14 protein-coding genes are annotated in these 19,939 nt (G+C 45.0%); 6 read left to right on the forward strand and 8 right to left on the reverse strand.

Annotation, left to right across the window (positions count from 1 at the left end):
• Positions 1-245 precede the first annotated feature (245 nt).
• Positions 246-1,352 (forward strand): GTP-binding protein, encoded by a 1,107-nt coding sequence (locus KO533_RS04860; protein WP_219253088.1) that lies wholly within the window; start codon positions 246-248, stop codon positions 1,350-1,352.
• A gap of 79 nt (positions 1,353-1,431) precedes the next feature.
• Here KO533_RS04860 and KO533_RS04865 read toward each other — a convergent pair whose 3' ends face one another.
• Complete coding sequence (locus KO533_RS04865) at positions 1,432-2,193, reverse strand: transporter substrate-binding domain-containing protein (protein ID WP_219253091.1); 762 nt, start codon at positions 2,191-2,193, stop codon at positions 1,432-1,434.
• A gap of 380 nt (positions 2,194-2,573) precedes the next feature.
• Between KO533_RS04865 and KO533_RS04870 the strand changes: the two genes are divergently transcribed.
• Positions 2,574-3,098 carry a DUF3087 domain-containing protein gene (locus tag KO533_RS04870; protein WP_219253093.1) on the forward strand — a complete coding sequence of 175 codons (525 nt, stop codon included), beginning with the start codon at positions 2,574-2,576 and terminating at the stop codon, positions 3,096-3,098.
• 99 nt (positions 3,099-3,197) lie between these two features.
• Here the strand turns inward: KO533_RS04870 and KO533_RS04875 are convergent, their stop codons facing one another.
• Entirely contained in the window at positions 3,198-4,739 is a 1,542-nt protein-coding gene (locus tag KO533_RS04875; protein ID WP_219253095.1) for an MFS transporter, read from the reverse strand.
• 400 nt (positions 4,740-5,139) lie between these two features.
• On the opposite strand from KO533_RS04875, the gene KO533_RS04880 reads away from it, so the two are divergent.
• From KO533_RS04880 to KO533_RS04895, 4 genes are all read left to right on the forward strand, one after another.
• Positions 5,140-6,495, forward strand: coding sequence for an MATE family efflux transporter (locus KO533_RS04880; RefSeq protein WP_219253097.1), 1,356 nt, complete (start codon positions 5,140-5,142; stop codon positions 6,493-6,495).
• 388 nt (positions 6,496-6,883) lie between these two features.
• Positions 6,884-8,395, forward strand: coding sequence for a hypothetical protein (locus KO533_RS04885; protein WP_113941018.1), 1,512 nt, complete (start codon positions 6,884-6,886; stop codon positions 8,393-8,395).
• A 121-nt stretch (positions 8,396-8,516) separates the two neighbouring features.
• Positions 8,517-8,984, forward strand: a complete 468-nt coding sequence (locus KO533_RS04890) for a DUF6386 family protein (protein ID WP_242068337.1) — start codon at positions 8,517-8,519, stop codon at positions 8,982-8,984.
• Positions 8,985-9,092: 108 nt separating this feature from the next.
• Positions 9,093-9,446, forward strand: a complete 354-nt coding sequence (locus KO533_RS04895) for a hypothetical protein (RefSeq protein WP_251073351.1) — start codon at positions 9,093-9,095, stop codon at positions 9,444-9,446.
• 11 nt (positions 9,447-9,457) lie between these two features.
• Here KO533_RS04895 and KO533_RS04900 read toward each other — a convergent pair whose 3' ends face one another.
• The 6 genes from KO533_RS04900 to KO533_RS04925 all read right to left on the reverse strand — a co-directional run bounded on the left by KO533_RS04900 (position 9,458) and on the right by KO533_RS04925 (position 18,825).
• Complete coding sequence (locus tag KO533_RS04900) at positions 9,458-10,636, reverse strand: AAA family ATPase (protein WP_219253101.1); 1,179 nt, start codon at positions 10,634-10,636, stop codon at positions 9,458-9,460.
• 632 nt (positions 10,637-11,268) lie between these two features.
• Complete coding sequence (locus KO533_RS04905; RefSeq protein WP_219253103.1) at positions 11,269-11,838, reverse strand: LUD domain-containing protein; 570 nt, start codon at positions 11,836-11,838, stop codon at positions 11,269-11,271.
• A gap of 1 nt (position 11,839) precedes the next feature.
• Positions 11,840-13,234: a lactate utilization protein B gene (locus KO533_RS04910; protein ID WP_219253105.1), complete on the reverse strand. Its 1,395-nt coding sequence runs from the start codon at positions 13,232-13,234 to the stop codon at positions 11,840-11,842.
• Between the two features lie 10 nt (positions 13,235-13,244).
• Entirely contained in the window at positions 13,245-13,988 is a 744-nt protein-coding gene (locus KO533_RS04915; RefSeq protein WP_006085148.1) for a (Fe-S)-binding protein, read from the reverse strand.
• A 311-nt stretch (positions 13,989-14,299) separates the two neighbouring features.
• On the reverse strand, positions 14,300-17,104 hold the full coding sequence (locus tag KO533_RS04920; RefSeq protein WP_219253107.1) for an FAD-binding and (Fe-S)-binding domain-containing protein: 2,805 nt from the start codon (positions 17,102-17,104) through the stop codon (positions 14,300-14,302).
• A 77-nt stretch (positions 17,105-17,181) separates the two neighbouring features.
• Positions 17,182-18,825, reverse strand: a complete 1,644-nt coding sequence (locus KO533_RS04925) for an L-lactate permease (protein ID WP_049821741.1) — start codon at positions 18,823-18,825, stop codon at positions 17,182-17,184.
• Between the last annotated feature and the right edge of the window lie 1,114 nt (positions 18,826-19,939).

A 19,939-nucleotide genomic window follows, 5' to 3' on the forward strand; every position in this document is an offset into this window, starting at 1 on the left:
AATAAGCTAAGTCAAAATAAGCTAAACTCAACAATCAAGGCTAATAAGTGCAAAGTGCCTATTAGTTTAGCCGTCTAACGGTTACCTAGTTTGTTGATTTGACAGTTGAATTGTCAGTTGCATATTTTGCTACATAGTCTGTCGCTATTCTAAAAGCGCATCCTCACCGATGCGCTTTTTGTTGAGCTTCGAAGCCAATACTTCTACACTCGAGCGCCAAGCTTTCTATTCGAGCGAGTTTCCTTATGATTATCAAAGCGATTCCCACCAATATCATTACAGGTTTTTTAGGTGTAGGTAAAACCTCTCTGATTAAGCAATTGCTGGCAACTAAACCCGCGGATGAAATTTGGGCAGTGCTGGTCAATGAATTTGGTGAGGTCGGCATTGATGCTGGGTTACTTAATTCCTCCGATAACGGCATACAAATTCGTGAGGTTGCGGGTGGCTGTATGTGCTGCGCCGCGGGCGTACCGACACAAGTGGCCATCAATCAGTTGATTGCGAAAGCGAAACCTGACCGCTTATTGATTGAACCGACTGGGCTTGGGCATCCTAATGAAATCATTAAAGTACTGAGTGCACCTCATTATCAGAATGTGATTTCACTGCGTAGTACCCTATGTTTGGTGGACGCGCGTAAGATCCACGATCCTCGCTATCGCGAACATGCAAATTTTATCCAACAGTTGCAAGTGGCCGATGTGATCATCGCAACTAAGTCTGACTTGTATGATGCTGAAAATACTAAGTTACTCTATGAATTGCAGACTTATTTAAGCCATATTGAACGTACTGATATTCCTGTAGTGAGCCACTCTAATCAACAGCCTTTACCTAGCGCTTTACTGGACTATCTTAACCAACCAAGGCGCGTGTCACTCAATATAAATGGGCATGCTAGCGCGGGCCTAAAGCTGGGGAGCCTACCGACGACTGCCCCAAGCTTGTTTCGTGCTGGTGGTTCTCGCTTGAGTGAGTTGAGCCTCTTTGCCGAAGGTGCAATCGAAGCCGCACTTGATTTTGATGATCGCGGTATAGTGCGAAAGCAGAATCAAGGTGAAGGTTGTTTTAGCTGCGGCTGGGTGTTTGAACCGAGTCAAGAATTTGATTTTGATAAATTAATGGATCTTATTCAGCGGCAAGCTCAGTCATCCAACGTTGGGCAAGTGTTGCTTAGATTAAAGGCCGTGATGATCACTACTGATGGAATTGCGGGATTTAACTGGATTGACCATGAGTTTACTGTGGTTGAACTCGATGACACCTTAGATTCCAGACTAGAAATGATTACCATGGACGACGTCAATTGGGACGAGATTGAGCTGCAGTTGATTGCTTGTCTTAGCTAACAGAGTTCCCCATCACTCTTTATTACAGGTGTGAGCATCGCTAAGAGGGGTCAGATTTGGTGGGAATAGTAAGGCCGGATCAGTAAGGCAAGGTTACGCGGTATTTTTGGCCGAGTGTCGTGAGTGTGCCATTTTGGATCATCTCCTCGAAGAAGCTGTCAAAACGAGTTCTTAGCGGATCAAATTTAGCTTGTTTCGGAAAAGCCATAAAGCCATCTCGGACATCGATTATCGGCATGATTGGCGTAATTGCTTTAGGGATTTTGATTTGGGCGAGTACTGCATTTGTATTGCGACTATTGGTGGCGAGTAAATCTAAATCACCCCGCGAAAGCCGTTCTATGCCACTTTTAATATCGACAAATTCATTGATATTTAATGATTTAGTTTGTTCAGTAAACCTTGTGCCATAACTCCAGCCCTGCATTTTTCCAATCCGTTGTGTTTTAATACTGGCATAGTCGCTATTCCACACTATTTCATTGTCTGCCCGAGCATAAAACACCATATCATCGCGGTAAAATGCCTTCGCCGCAAAAACCAAGTTGGCATTACGCTCTGGGGTATCGTAGGGACCAATAAGAATATCCGCTTGGCCACGTTCAACCATAGAGATAGCGCGGCGCCATGGGGTAATTTGATAGTGAATGTTCACACTTTGCTGCTGGGCGAAGCGATTCAAAATATCGACACCTAAGCCGGTATATTCGCCATTGGCTTGTAGTTCAAAAATTTGACTGAAACTCGAACCCACTGCGAGCAGGTCTTTGGCCTGTGCAGTCAAGCAAAGGCTGCTGAGCGCCAAAAGGACGACTTGTGCAAAGCCTTTGCTGAGTATCATGGCATTCCTTGTGTGGTTTGAATGCGGGAGGTTAGAACACTGTCTCTCGTAAAAGCGGCGATATCGTTATGCAATTCACTAGGGTTAAGGTTAGCAAATTTTACCCAGATTTGATTGCACGTTAACATTTTAATGTTTTGAAATAAATGGAAGATTAATCGTAAGGGCATTAAGCCGTTGATATTCAATCGATACATCATCCTATCCCTCAGCCTGCTTAGTGACACTTAAAGGTGTCAATTTGTATCTTCATTGATGGGTTGAAATGTATTTTAGCTATGCGTTTAAATCAGTTAAGGCCGAATAAAGGGGATTGGGGTATGCTCTGCCATTGATTGATTTATACGCCAATGCTGGGCGGTTTATTTGAGCGGGATGTTATGAAGCTGCAGGAAATAGATAAAACCTTGTATCGTAAAAACATGAATTTATTCATTGTTATTCTAGTTGTTAGCTTAGTCGTGTTATCACTGATTTTTGGTACTGGACTCATTGCGCTGTTTGGTGCGACGCCTGTGCCGGGTGAGCCTACAGGTAATTTTCACTTGAATCTCTTAGGCGTGATTTTCAGTCTGGGTCTGTGTAGCGCAGTGATTTACAACTTGAAGGATAAATCCTTCTTCAGCGAAATTTATTATGTGTGGCAATTAAAGCAACTCCATAATCGTATCTATCGCAAGTTGATAAAGATTAAAGCCGCTGCGGCGCAAAATGACGTGAATGCTTTGATTATATTGCTGTTTTATTACACCAGTTTAAGACAAGTGTATGTACTCGATGATAATACGCTGACCTTACCAGCACTGACTCAAGATCTCAATCGTTTGAATGCACAAATCGAAAGCCTAGGCTTATTGCTGTCGCCCGAACAATTTACGCCTGAGTTGCTGACGCGTCCTTTCTGATACTGATGAGGCAAGATGAGGATCGCTCCTCACCTTGCCATATCTAGCCCTTATCTTTTCTTTGTCGTCCTTGCCCAGAATGAGGTCAGCGAGTTTCACTTAGGCGGCTTGCTGGGCTCTTTGTAGTGTGAGTAACCACTTACCATAGATGTAAATTCCTACCGCTGAGATAGTCCCTATGGCGGCTATGATGTACCACGCCATGCCAATGTTATGGCTGTGGTATAGCAGTTGGGTGAGATCGTGTGCGTTTTCACCTGTGTAACTCACCAAAGTGGTAAAGGCTTCACCTTGGGGAATGGCGCTGATCTCAGTGCTGTTCATGCCGCGCTCTAGCAATAAATCCCGCGAAAACAATTCCTTTGATGCATAAATCTCGTAGAGTTTAGGGCCAAAGTAGCCTTCTAATCCCCAGCCGATCCCTTGGGGCAACATCACAAATCCCAAGTACATGGCTTTTTTACCTTCGGGAGCAATATTACCCATAAACTCGTTTTTCTTCGGGCTAATCATCATTTCGCCAATGGAGAACATGGCTATCGCGAATACGATAAACCATGCCGCATGGAAAGCACCGATAAACACAAAAGCTAAAATACTCAGCAAACAACCAATAAACATAGCGGTAGTAATACGGTATTTAGCCGTCAGCGCCGCAACGATAAAACAGCAAGTCATAATCAGGCCCGCATTGAGGTTTAACATGCCTTCGGGCATCACCTTAGTGCCTTCGTTATTGAGGCCAAGCCAAAATTGTAGAATGCCGTTACTGGTGCCTTCGCTGCCAAAGAGGGAGGTGACGATTACGCTGGTATCGACCCATTCGGAAATATGGATAGGCAGCACATCGAATAGGGCATTGAACAAGAACCAAAATCCTGAAAAAACGAGCATATAGTAGATCACAATCGGCTTTTTCAGCTCGCGCCAAGCATCACGCCACAGGGATTCTTGTTCGACTTCACCCGATTTTATTTGCTTATTGCGTTCCAGTCGCTCGGCTTTACCTGGCTCGGTATAGGTGAGTAAGAATAAGAAGTTGAGTGAGATAATTGCGGCGCAGGCGAAAAATACATTGTCCCACGACAATTGGCGCATATGCACAGCAACTAAAGGCCCGAGGAAACCGCCAATGTTTACAACTTGGTAAAAAATGCCCCAAGCCATTGAAGTGTTATTGCGATTAGTGGACAGCACTAAGGTGCCTTGAATGCCCGGTTTAAATATCCCTGTGCCTATGGCAAGGAGTAATGCACCGACAAGGAAGCCCCAAAAGCTGGGGAAGAATGCCATGACGAGATAGCCAAAGATTTTAATGATGGTGGAGCCGAAGATGGTTTCTTTGTAGCCCACTCGGTCAGACATGCCACCAGTGAACACGGGCACAAAGGTTTGCATGATCGCCCAGAGGGAAATAATAATGCCGTAGTCACTCAGGCTGATCCCAAGGCCGCCCGCAGACTCTGGCGCCTTAGCATACAGTCCTGCACTGGCTTTAACACCGTAGTAGGCGATACGCTCGACTAACTCCATACCGCCAACTAACCAAAACACATAACCTAAGCTAGTAATGGAGGCCCACATGCCGAGCTGTTTGACTTCTCGCAGATCGTTGCCTGCATTTGGACTATTCTGACTCATGTCCTTCCCTTATTATTGTTATTGAATTTATTTCTGTTTAACCCATTAATTATCAAAAACTTAAATTTATAAAGTTAATGATTTCATCTTGCTTAAATACGTTAATGGGCTTGCTTGAACGGATACTTTACCTAATTCGGCCTTAAACACCAAAAAAGTAGCAGAAAATGATGAATTAACCCACATCTGTTATTGAACTGTACTGAGTTTGTCATTTGGCTGAAATTGGACTGTTTCTGCTTAAGTCATTGTGATGATTAATCTTTATTGTTAATTATTCACAATGAACATGCTTTGAGTTCTCGCTATTTTTAGGTACAATCCATTGTCGCATTTTTGTTCACCCGATCATTTTTCTAGATAGATACGACTCTAGCCCCCCTTTTTGTGAGAAACGCTAATGACAGCAACAACATCTAATCATGCTCCTGCGGATATGAGCTTGCTCGAGGAGCCGATTGCGAAGCTTTTTTGGCGCTATACCATACCCACCATAGCCTCTATGTTGGTGACGGGCGTATATGTGACAATTGATGGCATCTTTGTTGGTCACTATTTAGGTGAAACAGGGCTGGCGGGGATGATGCTAGCTTACCCTGTAGGCGCGATTTTATACGCTATTGGCGCCATGATAGGTATGGGTAGCGCGGCATTAGTGTCAATCAATCTTGGTCAAGGTAATGTAGTCAAGGCCCGTAAACTACTGGGTAATGCCTTTACGTTATGTTTATTAACCGGATGCTTTTTTGCCCTTGTTGGCGGGATATTCTCGCGAGATATTTTGGTCGCCCTCGGGGCGCAAGGGGAGATGCTCGAAAATGCTAATGAATACTTATTCTGGTATTTTGCACTGTGTCATTTCCCCATAATTTCAATGACCTTCACCACACTGCTGCGTAATGATGGCAGGCCATCCATGGTGACTTGGGTGCTGATTTTGGGTGGTGTATTAAACACTTTCTTAGACTGGCTGTTTATTGTGGTTTTCCCCTTTGGTTTAGCGGGCGCAGCGATTGCGACTATGTTGTCGCAGGCGGTAACGGGGCTTTTGTGTTTACAGCATTTTTTCAGTCCGCGCACTCAGCTTGAAATCACTTTTGAGCAGATGAAGCTCAAGCTCGATAATTGCCTTAATATAGCCCGCGTTGGTTTCCCCAGCTTTTTGATGAATCTCTATTTGTCGATAGTGTTAACCCTGCATAATACGGCTTTTTTGTGGGTTGGCGGTCCATTACATGTGGCCGCCTATGGTGTGGTGAGTTACACAGAAGCGTTTTTCTATCTGATTTTTGAGGGCATTGCGCTTGGTACTCAACCCATTTATAGCTTTAACGCAGGAGCTGGGCGTTTTGACAGGGTTAAACAAGCGCGCAATATTGCCTTTGGTATGACGTTACTCACCGCAACCTTAGGTTTAGCGCTGATTTATTCTCGCCCTGAATGGTTAGTGTATTTGTTTGCCGGTGATAATCCGAATTTAACACCAGTGGCGATTGAAGGTATGCGCTGGTATTTTTGGGGCTTGCCTATGGAAGGCTTAATCTTAGTCGGTGCGAGTTTCTTCCAAGCGATTAATTGTTCGAAACAAGCTTCTATGCTGACGGGCGCTAAGCTTATTCTTATCGCTGCGATCATCTACTGCTTTGCATGGGCGTTCGGCGTGATTGGTGTGTGGGTGTCGCTCGCGACCTGTAGCACTATCTTGACGATATGGATGTTTTACGCCATGAAGCGAGTCGAGGCACGTTTGCATTAATCCTTGCTTTGGGTTGTATTGGTTTCGCCTGATTTATTGACAAGACAAGGGGCGAGGCAAGTAACCAGTAGCTGGGGCATAAGTGTTTAGTTTTACGTAAATTTTACAATTGGGGCGATTAATGGCCCCGATTGTAATTGCCCACATATCTTTCGTCGTTAAACATGACTTAGGGCTAGCGTGGGATGATGGCCTCTGGTACATTTCGCTGGTTTAATCTGCAATCAAAAATGACTTATCCAAGCGGGCTGTTGAGCCGAGGCTATAGCCCTCAATTAACAGACTGAGTTCGCTTAGGCTTTTGGGTCGATTGATTGTTGATATAACTGGGTATTGAGCCGAATGACTCGCTCGTTGATTTTAGTAATTTATGTTTTATGAGGCCCTTATGCGCACCACTGCAGTCATTTCTATGCTGTTGCTTGGCGTGTTAACGACAGTTAATGCCAGTGCCAAAGAGAATGAGTTAGTGTTTGCCAGCGACTTCGAAGGCAATCGTTTATCTCAACCTTGGTCGTGGATCATGGGTTGTCAATTTGAAGGCGCTGAACCTCACACAGGTGAAAGTGCGCTGCTTTGCGTCGAAGGTAATAGCAGTATCGTCAGTAAGTACCCTATTTCTGAAGCGGGTCTATTAGAGTTTTGGGTCAAAACCCAGAATACTCAAACCCAATATCGAATCAATGTATTGACCTCTCCGGTATTAAAGCTCGATGCCCAGTGGCAGCATGTTGCTTTAATCGATATCACCCCTGGGGCTAACGAATATTTAGCACACCGAGTGTCTATTGATGATCCGAGTCGCCAATATATCCGTCTTGATATTGAGGCCATTAATGGCCCTATCAGTTTGGACGATTTGAGCTTAGGTAAAATTCGCCTTGATATGGCCCTGCAAAAAAATGAGCAGAAAATTATCGGCGGGATTTTAGATAAGCTGAAAGCTGACAAGAATTACGAAGTGCAGTCTGAGTCATTTCGTACTTTAGGTAAAAATTATGCCGCCCAGCTAGAGAGCCAAAGACAATACCTCGAGTACTCGAATGCTATTTATTCAAGTATCACCTTTGTGTTGGCGACGTCTGAACGCAATAAAATGTCTAACCCTATGGGATATAACACCTTTAGGTCGGTTTTAACTGACGCTAAACGTGTGGCATCACCTCTCCAACAGGCGCGTTTAGGCTCTATGGTTAAACCCTTTGGTGACTTGGCTACTGCCACCTTAAACGTGGTTAGTGCCGGTGCGTATTCCGCCTTTGCCGAACCCTTTAAGTCATTCTTAGCTGCGACTTTTGATCGCTCTAATTATGACAACAGTGACTTAAGCCGTAGTGATAAAAAGTTTGCTGAAGAAAATGGCCTGAAAATTTATCAGCAGGCCGAACGGTTTATGTCTGAAATCGAAAAAGAACTGCAACAAGTCACTGCACTCGACAATGATTTAGTCAGTATGCAGAAGAACTTAGATAATTTCCGTAAGGATCTCGACAAGCATCTGCGCAGTTACTTACAGCATGCCAGTATTGCCCGCACACCTGAAAATTACAGCCGAGTGATGAGTAAAGACGAGCAGGCACGCGCGCTGGTGATTGCTGAGGCGAGTGCCAATATCAGTGCTAAAGCTGAGGCGCTATTGGCTTCGAACAGCAATGCAGAGTTAGTGCAGTACATGATTAAAACCACTGAGAAGATTGATGAATTTCAAGAGTTCAAGGAACGTTTTAATCAGATCACTTCGGCCATGCTGACCTTCTACGACAAATTTGAGCGCTCTATTGCCGCCGAGCAAAACCCCTTTACCGATCCTAGCGATCGCGCCGTGTGGGAGCAGCACGCCAAAAGCGCCCGTAACTACATTCGCCAGTCGAAGGAAGCGTTCACTAAAGCCTTTATGTAAAGGATTGTTGTAAGTAAGTGGTAGTAACGGCCTAAAATTATGGCGATTTTTCTATTTTAGGTTTGGAGTTATCAAGGATAAAACAGGTAGTCAGAATCATTTCTGTTAGTGGGCAAGGATGATGAGTAAACCCTATACAACAACTCGGTTTGACACAGATACCGCCACAATGGCGATATTTGATCCCGCGGCATTAACTCATCGCTGTGAAGATACGGCTGATTGGTGGTCTGTGCCGAGTGACGAAATTTTGGAAATCAATCAAGGTCATGTGCTATTCGTAGGACTTGGCGCCGATGGCTGTTATGAGGTTGAAATTTTCCGTAAGCTAGGTGAGGCTGGGCTCAATTCGAATTATCTCTCTGCAAACTTAACAATATTGTCAGGGTGCCTGTATATTGGCGCCGCCGAGCAAGTTCCAGCAGGAGATCTTGGGCCTGAAACAACCTATGGCGGCGCTTTAATTTATGCTGTGCGAGGGAATATTGAGGTGAGGGTGTATCGGCTTACACCCCATAAACTGGTGGTTGAATATGAGTCAACCTCAGAAGATGTACTAAACGAGTTTACGTCTAGCCCATTACTTTAAGCGGCTTACTTTATTCGCTACCATTTTTAATCCCTATACGGGCTGTTAAACACCAAAGGTAACTTGTTAATCATCAGGGGTAAAAAGCAATTTAACATTATGAGTTCTATGATGAATAATACTAAATGGCGCGAATGTATGACGCTGTTAGCTTCTCGTCCTGTGTATTTGCAACTACAGTTGGTCGGTGAAGAGGACTTTCCTCTCGATTATGAAGCCTCAAATCAAGTGTTATCCGAGATCATGGCTACTGATTGTCTTTTTGTGCAAAGGTGTATTCGCTATAAATCCATTAACGCGATTAGAATTGCGAAAACCGTTTTTCCCGCCGGTTTGGCGGATGACAATGTATTTCTGCTTGCTGAATTAAAAATCAAATTACAGCAACTCGGCCAGTTACCACTAATTGAAGACGATCAGTTTATTGTTATTCATGGCTATCATGACCTCATGGTTTGTTGAATCCAGAGCATCTACACTGGCTTACAACACACACCATATCTTAAGCTCGCTCTGCGATGGAGTTCATAGACTTCACAACCTAACAATGGCTCAGTTCTATTAAGAACTGCGCCAAAACGCTCAAAGTAGTCTTCATTAACTTGTTTTGCACTGATAAGTGGTACTTCAATACTGACATCTACACGACCTTTACGTATCAACGCTGGGTCAAGATTATCAGGATGATTTGTGGTCATTATTACAAGGCAGTCATCAAGAGGAATGATTCCGTCTAACGCGTTTAGAACGCCACCTAAAGTGAGTGGTGGGTTATCTACATTGCTTTCAGCAGTACGTGATACCGTAGCCTTTACACAGTCACAGTCCTCTATTAACAACATAGCTCCGGGTGGTACCTTTCTAATCGCCTTATGAATAGTGGCATCATTTACAGTCGATAGATTCAATATGTATAGATCGCGATGATACTCAACAGCTAAGGCTCTCGCTATACCCGTCTTACCTGTACCCGTTTTGCCATGTAACAGTATGGTTAGCTTACTTACAACCGATTTCCCTCTACTTGCGAAGTTATCAACTTCTCCCATCAACTTCTGCTTAAACCCTTCATCTAGCACTAATTCACTAAAACCCGATGATTTCAATGTGCCATAGCGACACCATTCGGTTTCTTCGAAAATATTAACTTTTGGCTCTGTAGAGATGTCTCCACGAGTATCTTCTAAAAAACTATATAGTTTATCTTTTGCCCACCATGGTGCACTTACAGTAATAGTATCGTATGCCATCGTACTATCGACCTTAGAGCGGGTAGCCAACATGAAACAACCACCGTATTTAAACAGGTGCATACCGTAGCCGATAGACTTAACACTGACACGCCCGTCGTAACTCACACTATAGTCATAGTACACAGCCTCAGAGATAGAGCGTGAAAAAAACGGAATGGTAGTATTACTGATCAAAAAGGACAGTTTATTGAATACCTCTGTGCGCGCCTGATGGCTATCGTCTATAGTGAGCCGCACAAACAGCAGACTACTGAGCCAACTTAACAGCTTCGCGGGGACATCTTTTAGCATATAGCCTACGAGTCCAATTAACGTTAATGTTAATACTCCAACAATGACAGCCGTCAATAAAGGATCACCATTGGTGAGCGCCTTTATTTGTAGTAATACCTCGTTCATTTACTCACCTTTACTATAAATGCCTCATGGACATAATCGAGAATACTATCAACCGAGTCGAGGATACTACCAAGGTATCCTCAGTATGTGCGCTATCGCATGTGTTAAAGCGACTTGATAAAGATCCCCTGCCTATCACTAACGATTGCCTTATAACGTAGTAATATCACATTTTAAATCAATATCTTAATGTTGGGTTTATATTTAAGCGTCACTAACGTACACAGATAAATATCAGAGATGGCGCCGTTCATCAAAGAGTAGGATGGGGCGGCCCTGCATCCACGGATTGACTTGAACAACATCCGTGTTTAACTGCCAGTTCGCTATCTGATAGGCAGGACGCCTGAATGTCGTGCAATGCAGGGATGCATGAGAACGACCATGGCTCTCGTTCATAAGCTTAAAGCCCTAGGTTTCTATTCACCGAGTCGGCGAGTGAATGCCATGGCAAGCCTGTAACCTGCTCGTCAATAAACGTTAATTGGTAAGCAGTGTTAGTGGTTTATCAGCCTACAACTCAAATATCATTCAGCGAAATCTCAATAAGAAAGCCGCTAATGGAGGCGGCTTTTGTGTTTCGATGATTCCATAACCCTTGAATTTTCTTGGTTACATTAAATCTTGAGGCATTAGAGCAAATACACGTTTAAGCTGCAGGCACCGTGGGCGCCGACGACGAGGGCTTGTTCGATATCGGCGGTTTTTGATGGACCCGCGATAAACACCCCGAACTCACCTGATGCTAACGTGATTTCTTTAGCTGCCTGATGTAGGGTCGGCACAATCTTATTCGTTGGCAGGGCTAAGATCAGGTTTTCACAGATAAAAGGTGTCACTCTGTGGCCTAGATTTTTATTGTTAACCCAAATGGCACCGTTTTCGGCAACGCCAATGTCACCAGGGATCACTGCATAATCTATGTTTTTGAGCTCGTGGGCAGTGGGTGGCATTTCACGGTTTGCCGTGACACCCTCTACAAGGGAGATGACCTGTAACCCTTGGGCGATAAGTTCATCGACTTTGGCTTGCAGGGCTTTGATGCCACCTTCTTTATGCAGCGTACCCGCGACAGTATTGAGGTTGGTCTCGAACTGGCCGACGAGATTTTCGACTCTTGGCGTCACATCTATGCTTGGCATAGGATGATTTGTTAAGGCCGACAGTTTGAGCGCATTGATAATTTCAAGTTTACTAGACATCTTATAGGCTCCTGTGTTTCTTAAACCAAGCTTCGAAGCTGGAGTTCGGGGCAACGGGCAGTTCACGGTATTTACCCCATGCACCGCTAAAGGGTTTTAACAGACTACCCGGTAGAATGCGCAGCGCAGTTCTCGCCACACTCATAGAGCAGTTCAGCATGGTTTCGCTTGCCATAAATTTACCCACTAATGGCATGTAACTGTTTTTGCCATAGGGGAGTTTTCCGGCTTCAGCCTTAAGGCGTCTGTGGTGGAAAATAATCTTATCGAGCGGCACCTTCGTCGGGCAGATATAGGTACAGCTGCCACACAAGGTACAGGCCCAGGCAATCGAGTTAGTGTCATCAATCTTAGCGCCCACTGCGATACCAATTGGGCCAGGAATGGTGTAGTTGTAGCTGTAACCGCCGGAGCGACGATACACAGGACAGGTATTGAGGCAACCACCACAACGAATACATTTCAATGATTCTGCGAGGATTTTATCCTTGAGCATCTCAGTGCGGCCATTGTCGACGATAATAATGTGCATCTCACCTTCGGGCTGTGGGCCACGGTAAAAGGCGCTATAAGTCGTGACAGGTTGGCCTGTGGCGTTGCGTGCCAGTGTGCGTAGCAAGACGGCTGCGCTATCGATATCGGGCACCACTTTATCGATCCCCATTGAATGCAACTGCAACTTAGGCAGGTTAGCACCCATGTCGGCGTTGCCTTCGTTCGTGCAGACCACCACGGCGCCTTTATCGGCAATCGCCATGTTCACGCCTGTCATCGCGGCATCGGCGCTAAGGAACTGTTCACGCAGGTGGGCACGGGCGGCGCGGGTTAAATACAAGGGATCGGATCCCCCCGCTTTAGTGCCGAGTTTTTCATGGAAGAGTTCGCCGACTTCTTCTTTCTTCATATGGATCGCGGGCACGACTATGTGTGATGGCGGCATTTTAGCGAGCTGAATAATCCGCTCACCTAAGTCGGTATCTATGACCTCAATGCCACGTTGTTCTAAGTACGGATTGAGGTGACATTCTTCGGTCAGCATAGACTTAGACTTCACCAACTTTTTGACTTGATGGCGGGATAAAATGTCATGCACGATACGATTATGCTCTGCGCCATCTTTGGCCCAATGGACTTGTATGCCGTTGGCGATACAGTTTTGTTCAAAGGTTTCAAGATATTGAGCAAGATGGGTTAGCGTGTGGAGCTTAATTTCTGAGCCAAGCTGACGCAGTTGTTCCCATTCTGGGATGCTACCCGCGGCGCGGTCGCGTTTTTCTCTGAGCATCCATAGCGCTTTTGAATGCCAGTCGACACGGGTTTCGTCGCGGCAAAAAATATCGGCTTTATGGGCATGGACTTGGGAGCCATTAGCTCCGTGATTATGATTGTAAGCCATGGTGAGTCTCCTAGAGCGCGGCGTTTAGCACTTGCGCTATGTGGCGAATTTCAATCGGCAATTGCTGTCTGCGGATCATGCCATCGAGGTGCAACAGGCATGAAGGATCAAAACCCACCACATACTCAGCACCCGTTGCGGCGTGGGCTTGGGCCTTGTCTTTGCCCATTTTGGCTGACACTGCGCCTTCATCGACGGCGAAGGTGCCACCAAAGCCGCAGCATTCGTCACGGCGGTCTGGATACACTATGTCTATGCCGGCAATATTGGCCAATACAGCTTCGACTTTGTTGAATCTTGGCCCCATTTGCTCACTTGGGGTGGCAAGGCTTAACATGCGAATGCCATGGCAACTCAGTTGCAAGCTTACCTTGTGCGCGAAGGGCTTGGTAAAGGCTGGGATCGGCGCGATATCGTGTAAAAACTCTGTGAGTTCATAGAGTTTGTTGATCACAGCTTGTGCTTCTGGGCTGCTATCAAACTCGTGGAAGTTTTCTTTGGCGGCCACTAAACAAGAGGCGGCAGGGCAAACAATAGCGTCGCATTCCACTCCTTTAAAGGCGTTGAGCAATTTAAGGGTGGTACTGCGTGCTGCATCGAAGCAACCCGAGTTTGTCATCGGCTGGCCACAGCATGTTTGACCCGCGGGTAGAATCACTTGGTGCCCGAGTTTCTCTAATAATTCCAAGGTGGCGATCGCGACCTCTGGCATCATTTGATTGACTAGACACGGGATGAAAAGGGCGATTTTCATTGTGTTTTCTCTTTCTTGTTAGTGAACGACATTGCCTTGCTGTGCGACCCCAAAGTCCACACAAATGCTAAGGTAGTTGATCAAATATAGGCCTATCTTAGCGGAATAAGTAGCCCTAATTTAGTAAATGAGCTTGTAGATTTTTTCAAAAATGAGAATATTTTAACTTTATGATTACATTGATTTTAAAATGTATTTATTCAGGTTTGAAATTCTCAAAAAATACTTAATGACAAATAAATGAGAATAGTTCGCTTATATAAACAAACGGGGCTAAAAATAGCCCCGTTGTTTACTACTGTCATACCAGATTAGCGGCTGCACTCTTCGAGCAGATAAGCTAAGTGGCGGTAGGAAATGCCGCTGTGTTGGGTCAAACCGACCTCGCACATACGGTTGGCGTAATAGCCTTCCTTAATCTCGACAGGAATGAGCTTTTTGATATTACGCAGTGCGCTGGCGTTGATTTCAGGCTTATACAAGCCTTTTTCACCCGCGTAACCGCAGCAGTCAATTCCCGCAGGTTTTAACACTTGCGCAGAGCAGGCATCAGCGATTGCTTGCATCTTAGGTTCAAGTTTCATCTTGCGTGCGCTACAACCTAAGTGCAGTGCCACATTGACTTTTTTGCTGATGTTGAGCTTAGTCAGTAGCTTGTCGTGCATAAACTCAACTAAGTCGATAATTTGTACTTTTGGATTACCTGACAAAGTGCGGTAGGTGCAAGACAAGGCATCGACGATCACTGGCAGCTTGCCACCATTAGTCATCTTGCTCACGGCATCGATAAGTTCTTGGCGTTTGGCATCGGCGTTTTTAAAGTCGCCCTTAGATTCCCACATCTGGCCGCAACATAAATCGCGGGTTTTTTCTGGCGTGATGACGTTATAGCCAGCACGTTCCAGCAGCGTGACAACCACCTCTGGCAAAGTGCGGTTATCGGGATCTTTTGGCGTCGGACCAAAGGTTCTGCCGCCACAGGCTGGGAAGTAAATCACTGTTTCTTGGCCAACTTTAGCGGGGGATGGTTTTGGCAATTTGCCGCCTTTCGGGAAATCTGGGTTCCAATAAGGCACTTCTTTTGAAATCAAACGGCCGGTTTTCATTAGGGCACTGGTAATGTTGTCGCCAGTGATCTTGTGGATCACGCCAAGCATGTCAAAACCTGAACTGATAACCTGGTTAACTGCGCCAAAGTGTTTGGCTTGGAAATCTAAGACTTTTTGTTCAGTAGTGCTGATGTACGGCGTGCGCAGTTTACGCACCAGTTGGCCCATGCTGTTATCCACTGGGCAAGCAATAGTACAAAGCTGGCAGGCGGCACAGGTATCAACTACATCGTATTTAGCGGCGGCGCGCATTTCTGCTGCGGCGGCTTTATCACCGGATTGTTCTAAACGTTCGATTTCACGCAGAGTCGCAATACGTTGACGAGGTGAGAAGTTGAGTGCCGATGTTGGGCAGGTTTTTTCACAGAAACCACATTCGATACATTTATCAACAAAATCATCGACCACAGGGCAGGGCTTGATGTTTTTAACGTGGACATTGCTATCGTCGTTAAGAATAACGCCTGGGTTTAGAATACCCTGTGGATCAAATACTTGTTTGATGCTCTTCATCAAAGTGTAAGCATCTTGTCCCCATTCTTTTTCGACGAACGGCGCGACAGCACGGCCAGTACCATGCTCGGCTTTCATTGAACCGTCGTACTTGTTAATCACCATGTCGGCAATATCATCCATAAAGGCATGGAAACGATCGATATCGGCTTGAGTCGAGAAGGTGGGGGTAATGATAAAGTGGAAGTTCCCCGCAAGAGCATGGCCATAAATACAGCCTTCAGGGTAACCATGTTTATGGAAAAGCTCAGTGATATCGTGTGCCGCAGCAGCAAGGTGCTCTAGTTCAAAGGCCACGTCTTCGATGATAACTGAGGTTCCCTTTGGACGCTCACCACCTACAATCGGGAACAAGCCTTTGCGCATTGCCCAGTATTTGTCATAAACCGTTGGATTCGTACTAAATTCCATTGGGCGGATAAAGTCAAAGCCGGCGAGTTTCGCGGTGACATCTTGAGTATAATTTTCTAAGGTTTTGTCGTCATCAGCACGGGATTCTATCAGTAGAATAGCGGATAGGGCCGGTAATTCTGATAACCAATCTGGCATGCCAGGCTTGCCCGTTACTGCTTTGATTGATGGCCAATCAAGGAGTTCAGCAGCAGAAACGCTTTCACCGTTTATTAGTGGTATGGCTCGTGCGGCATCTTCCATATTATGGAATACGGCCATAGCTGAGGCTTTAAATTTAGCTTCATTCACTGTGTGATAAGTGACTTCATTAATAAAGGCTAAGGTGCCTTCCATCCCCACCATTAAGTGGTTGATGATGTCAAATGGGTCGGTAAAATCGAGTAACGAATTGATGCCGTAGCCGGTGGTATTTTTAATGGAATACTTTTTACGAATTCTGTCCGCTAACACTGTGTTATGACGAGTCATGTGCGACAGTTCTGTCAGCGCATCCAGTATTTTTCCATGGGATTTAACAAAGGCAGCTTTTGATTTTTCACAGCCAGTATCGAGTTCAGTACCATCTGCAAAAAGAAGTTTCGCGGAAGCGATAGTTTGGTAACTGTTTTGCGCTGTACCACAGCACATTCCCGAAGCATTGTTTGCCACAATACCACCAATTTTGGCGGAGCCTATGGTGGCGGGATCGGGACCAATTTTGCGGTTAAGCGGCGCGAGTACGGCGTTAGCGTCGGAACCAATGACAGCAGCACCTAAGGTGATCTGTTTGGCATCGCTACTGACTTCAATCTTTCTAAAACCATCATGGCCAAGGATCAACAAAATACCTTCACCGATAGCTTGGCCAGATAAACTGGTTCCTGCGGCCCTAAACGTGACGGGTGCATCATGTTTACGGGCAACGGCTAATGTGAGCTTTACCTGTTCTAGGGTTTCTGCATGGACAACCACTTCTGGGACTATCCTGAAGTAGCTTGCATCGGTGGACCAGGCAAAACGGCGAACGGGATCATCCGTCACGGGATGATCACCTAATTGCGTTCTTAGATCATCGATGACCAGTTTATAGTTAATCGACATAGCATCACTCTCTTTATTAATAGATTAAAGCCGAAGTCACTGGGAGTGACTTCGGGCATTCAATAAAATAAAACGGCTTAGAATCCACCCCACAGGGTAGCTATTGTGCCCGCCAGTAAGGCATAACCAATGGCAACAGGCATTGTTTTACGGATAATTTCTGACTCTCTACCTGCCATACCCACTACCGTTGCAGCGGCAACCACGTTCATTACGCACATCATGTTACCGGCGTTTGCACCGATACCTTGTAGTGCCAATACCAGTGTGTGGTTCATGCCAATATTGTCGGCAACGCTGTATTGTAGGCTGGAGAACATCATGTTTGAGAAGGTGGCGGAACCCGATAAGAAGGCACCAAAAATCCCCACGATAGGCGCCATCCAAGCCCACACTGCGCCCATGGAACCTGCCAACATATCCGCTAAAGCGACAGGCATTGAGGCAAGACCTGCACCATTCGCGCCTGAGTTTAAGAAGATTTTCACCATAGGCACTGATGCGCCTAATGAAATAATGGTTGGCAACATGGACTTACATGAAACACCGACCGTTTGCTGAATCGCAGGGCTTTTCATTTTGAACAGGAAGAAACCTAAAATACACACGGCAACAAAGAAGGCACCTGGTGCATATAAGGTTGCGAAGCTGGCTTTAAGCTCAGTGCCCATTAGGCCTGTCCAGCTGATGTTAAAGCTTGATAACCATGCTTTTAACGGTGCCACTGTACGCGACAGCACCAAAAGCGCAGCCATGATGATGTAAGGTGTCCAAGCGGCAATTTGGGAAAACTTAGCCGTTGTTTCGACTTTTCCGCTTTCTTGACTGTCATTCTCTGCGAAATCATTCCATGGTGTTTTAGGCAGTAAGTAGCCTTTACGCGCAACCGGGATCACTAAGGCCATACCGATCAATGAACCGATAACCGAAGGGAATTCTGGGCCTGCAAGGTAGTTGATGATCCATGCGGGGACGGTAAAGGCAAGACCTGAGAAAATCGCAAATTTCCAAATTGCTAAGCCTTCCTTAAAGGATTTATTGCGACCAAAGAATCCAGTTAGCATGGTCACCATTACGAGAGGAATTAATGAACCTGTGATTAAGTCGATAGTGATCATATGCATGACGATATATCGAGCATAACCAGCATAGTTACCCCCATGGGCAGCAAATTGCTCCGCCGCCATGCTCACGCCACCTTGGATCAGACCCTGTTCCATCCCAAAAAGTACGGGTAGGCCAATTGCACCGAAGGATACACAGGCCGAGTCAGCAATCAAAGCCACGACAGCTGCGGCAACGGGTGGTACACCAAGCAATACCAGTAGTGGTGCGCCAATGGCTGCGGGAGTACCAAAACCAGCACTACCTTCAATAAAGGCACCGAATAACCAACAGATGATGATGACTTGTACACGGGCATCGGCACTGATGTTAGTAAACCCAGCACGGATAGTGTCCATGGCACCTGAGTATTTCAGGGTATTGAGTAGGAATACGGCGCCAAAAATGATGGTTAACGGTGTGATGGCTGAGAGCAGTCCTTCGAGGACCGATGCCGCCAGTAATGTGGTATCCATTTGCCAAATAAACACGGCGGCGAGCGCTGTGATTATCATGGAGATAGGCATAGCCTTAGATGCAGGCATTCTGAGTAACACTAGAAATAGCATTACACTTAGCACTGGCGTCAAGCTAGCGAGGAGTTGAAGTATTGTCATGCTTGCCTCTTCATAAAGTGGTCTGTCTTATTATTGATATTAGGATTTTTCATCTGCCTTCATGTCGACTTCCCAGACCAATAAATCAGCAGTTAATACTGCAAGTACTTACGGTCTCGACATTCTGTGTTGTGTACTAGACGCTATTGTGAGCTTGACTAATATGATCTAGATCATCTTGGCTGTTATATGAAATGCTAATTTACAGTGCTGCGGGGTGCTTCTCTCGGGGGATTTTCTTATATGTGACAATGATCACTTAGACTGTTGGGTGTATATCTACTTTGGTTATATTAAATTAAATTTGTTGTTTTTTTGGTTATTAAAAGTAGAGCTATCACTCATATTCATCGTCATTATTGCAATTAACTGATCCATTTATTTCATTAATAGTCTGTTATTGGTTTTTTCAGTCATTTTTAAGGTGTGATTAAGGTCGCATAGATTGTTGTGGCTGGATTAACTCATTTACTTCTATTTTTATCAAGCTATTGTAATGTTTGCCTAATATGTCCATTTTGGAATGTTTTTTTATAGTGATCTAGAGCACCTTTTAAAATGGTGCGATTTTATTGTGATGGATATCACTTAATGAATTTTACTTTAATATGAAATTTTATAACCATTGTTTAATTTAATTTCAGTTTATTTGAGCGGACAGCCAGCCAAAATATTCAAGTATATTGAGAGAACAACAGAAAAGTTGAAATAAAAAGTGACCGCTTCTAATGGGTTAAGAGGAGAAATTGAGAGAACAGGGTGAAATTGAAGCAGAAATTTTAAGTAACAAAACTAAAAAATACTGTTTGAACTTTTATCAAACTGGTTAGTGTCATTAATGCTTAAACGTCATTAATGTGAATATCAGCCGTTTGTGTGTGGTGCTAAAAAGTTCACCAAAGACTGTGCAGGGGAAAAGATAAGGCTTTAATGGCAATCTTTTAGGTTAAATTTACAAAATAAAAAAGAGACGTGGTATGTCTCTTTTATTGGTGATTTAGCCCAGGGCAACCGCATGAGTGTTTAAAATTCGTCCAGCTGCAACCCTGCTAATAGAACCGATTCTAAATATTCAGGTTTCATCCAAGCTCTTTTCTGTTTCGCTGGAATGCTT

Origin of the sequence: Shewanella sp. NKUCC05_KAH (assembly GCF_019345585.1) — a bacterium.
Classification (GTDB): Bacteria; Pseudomonadota; Gammaproteobacteria; order Enterobacterales; family Shewanellaceae; genus Shewanella; species Shewanella oncorhynchi.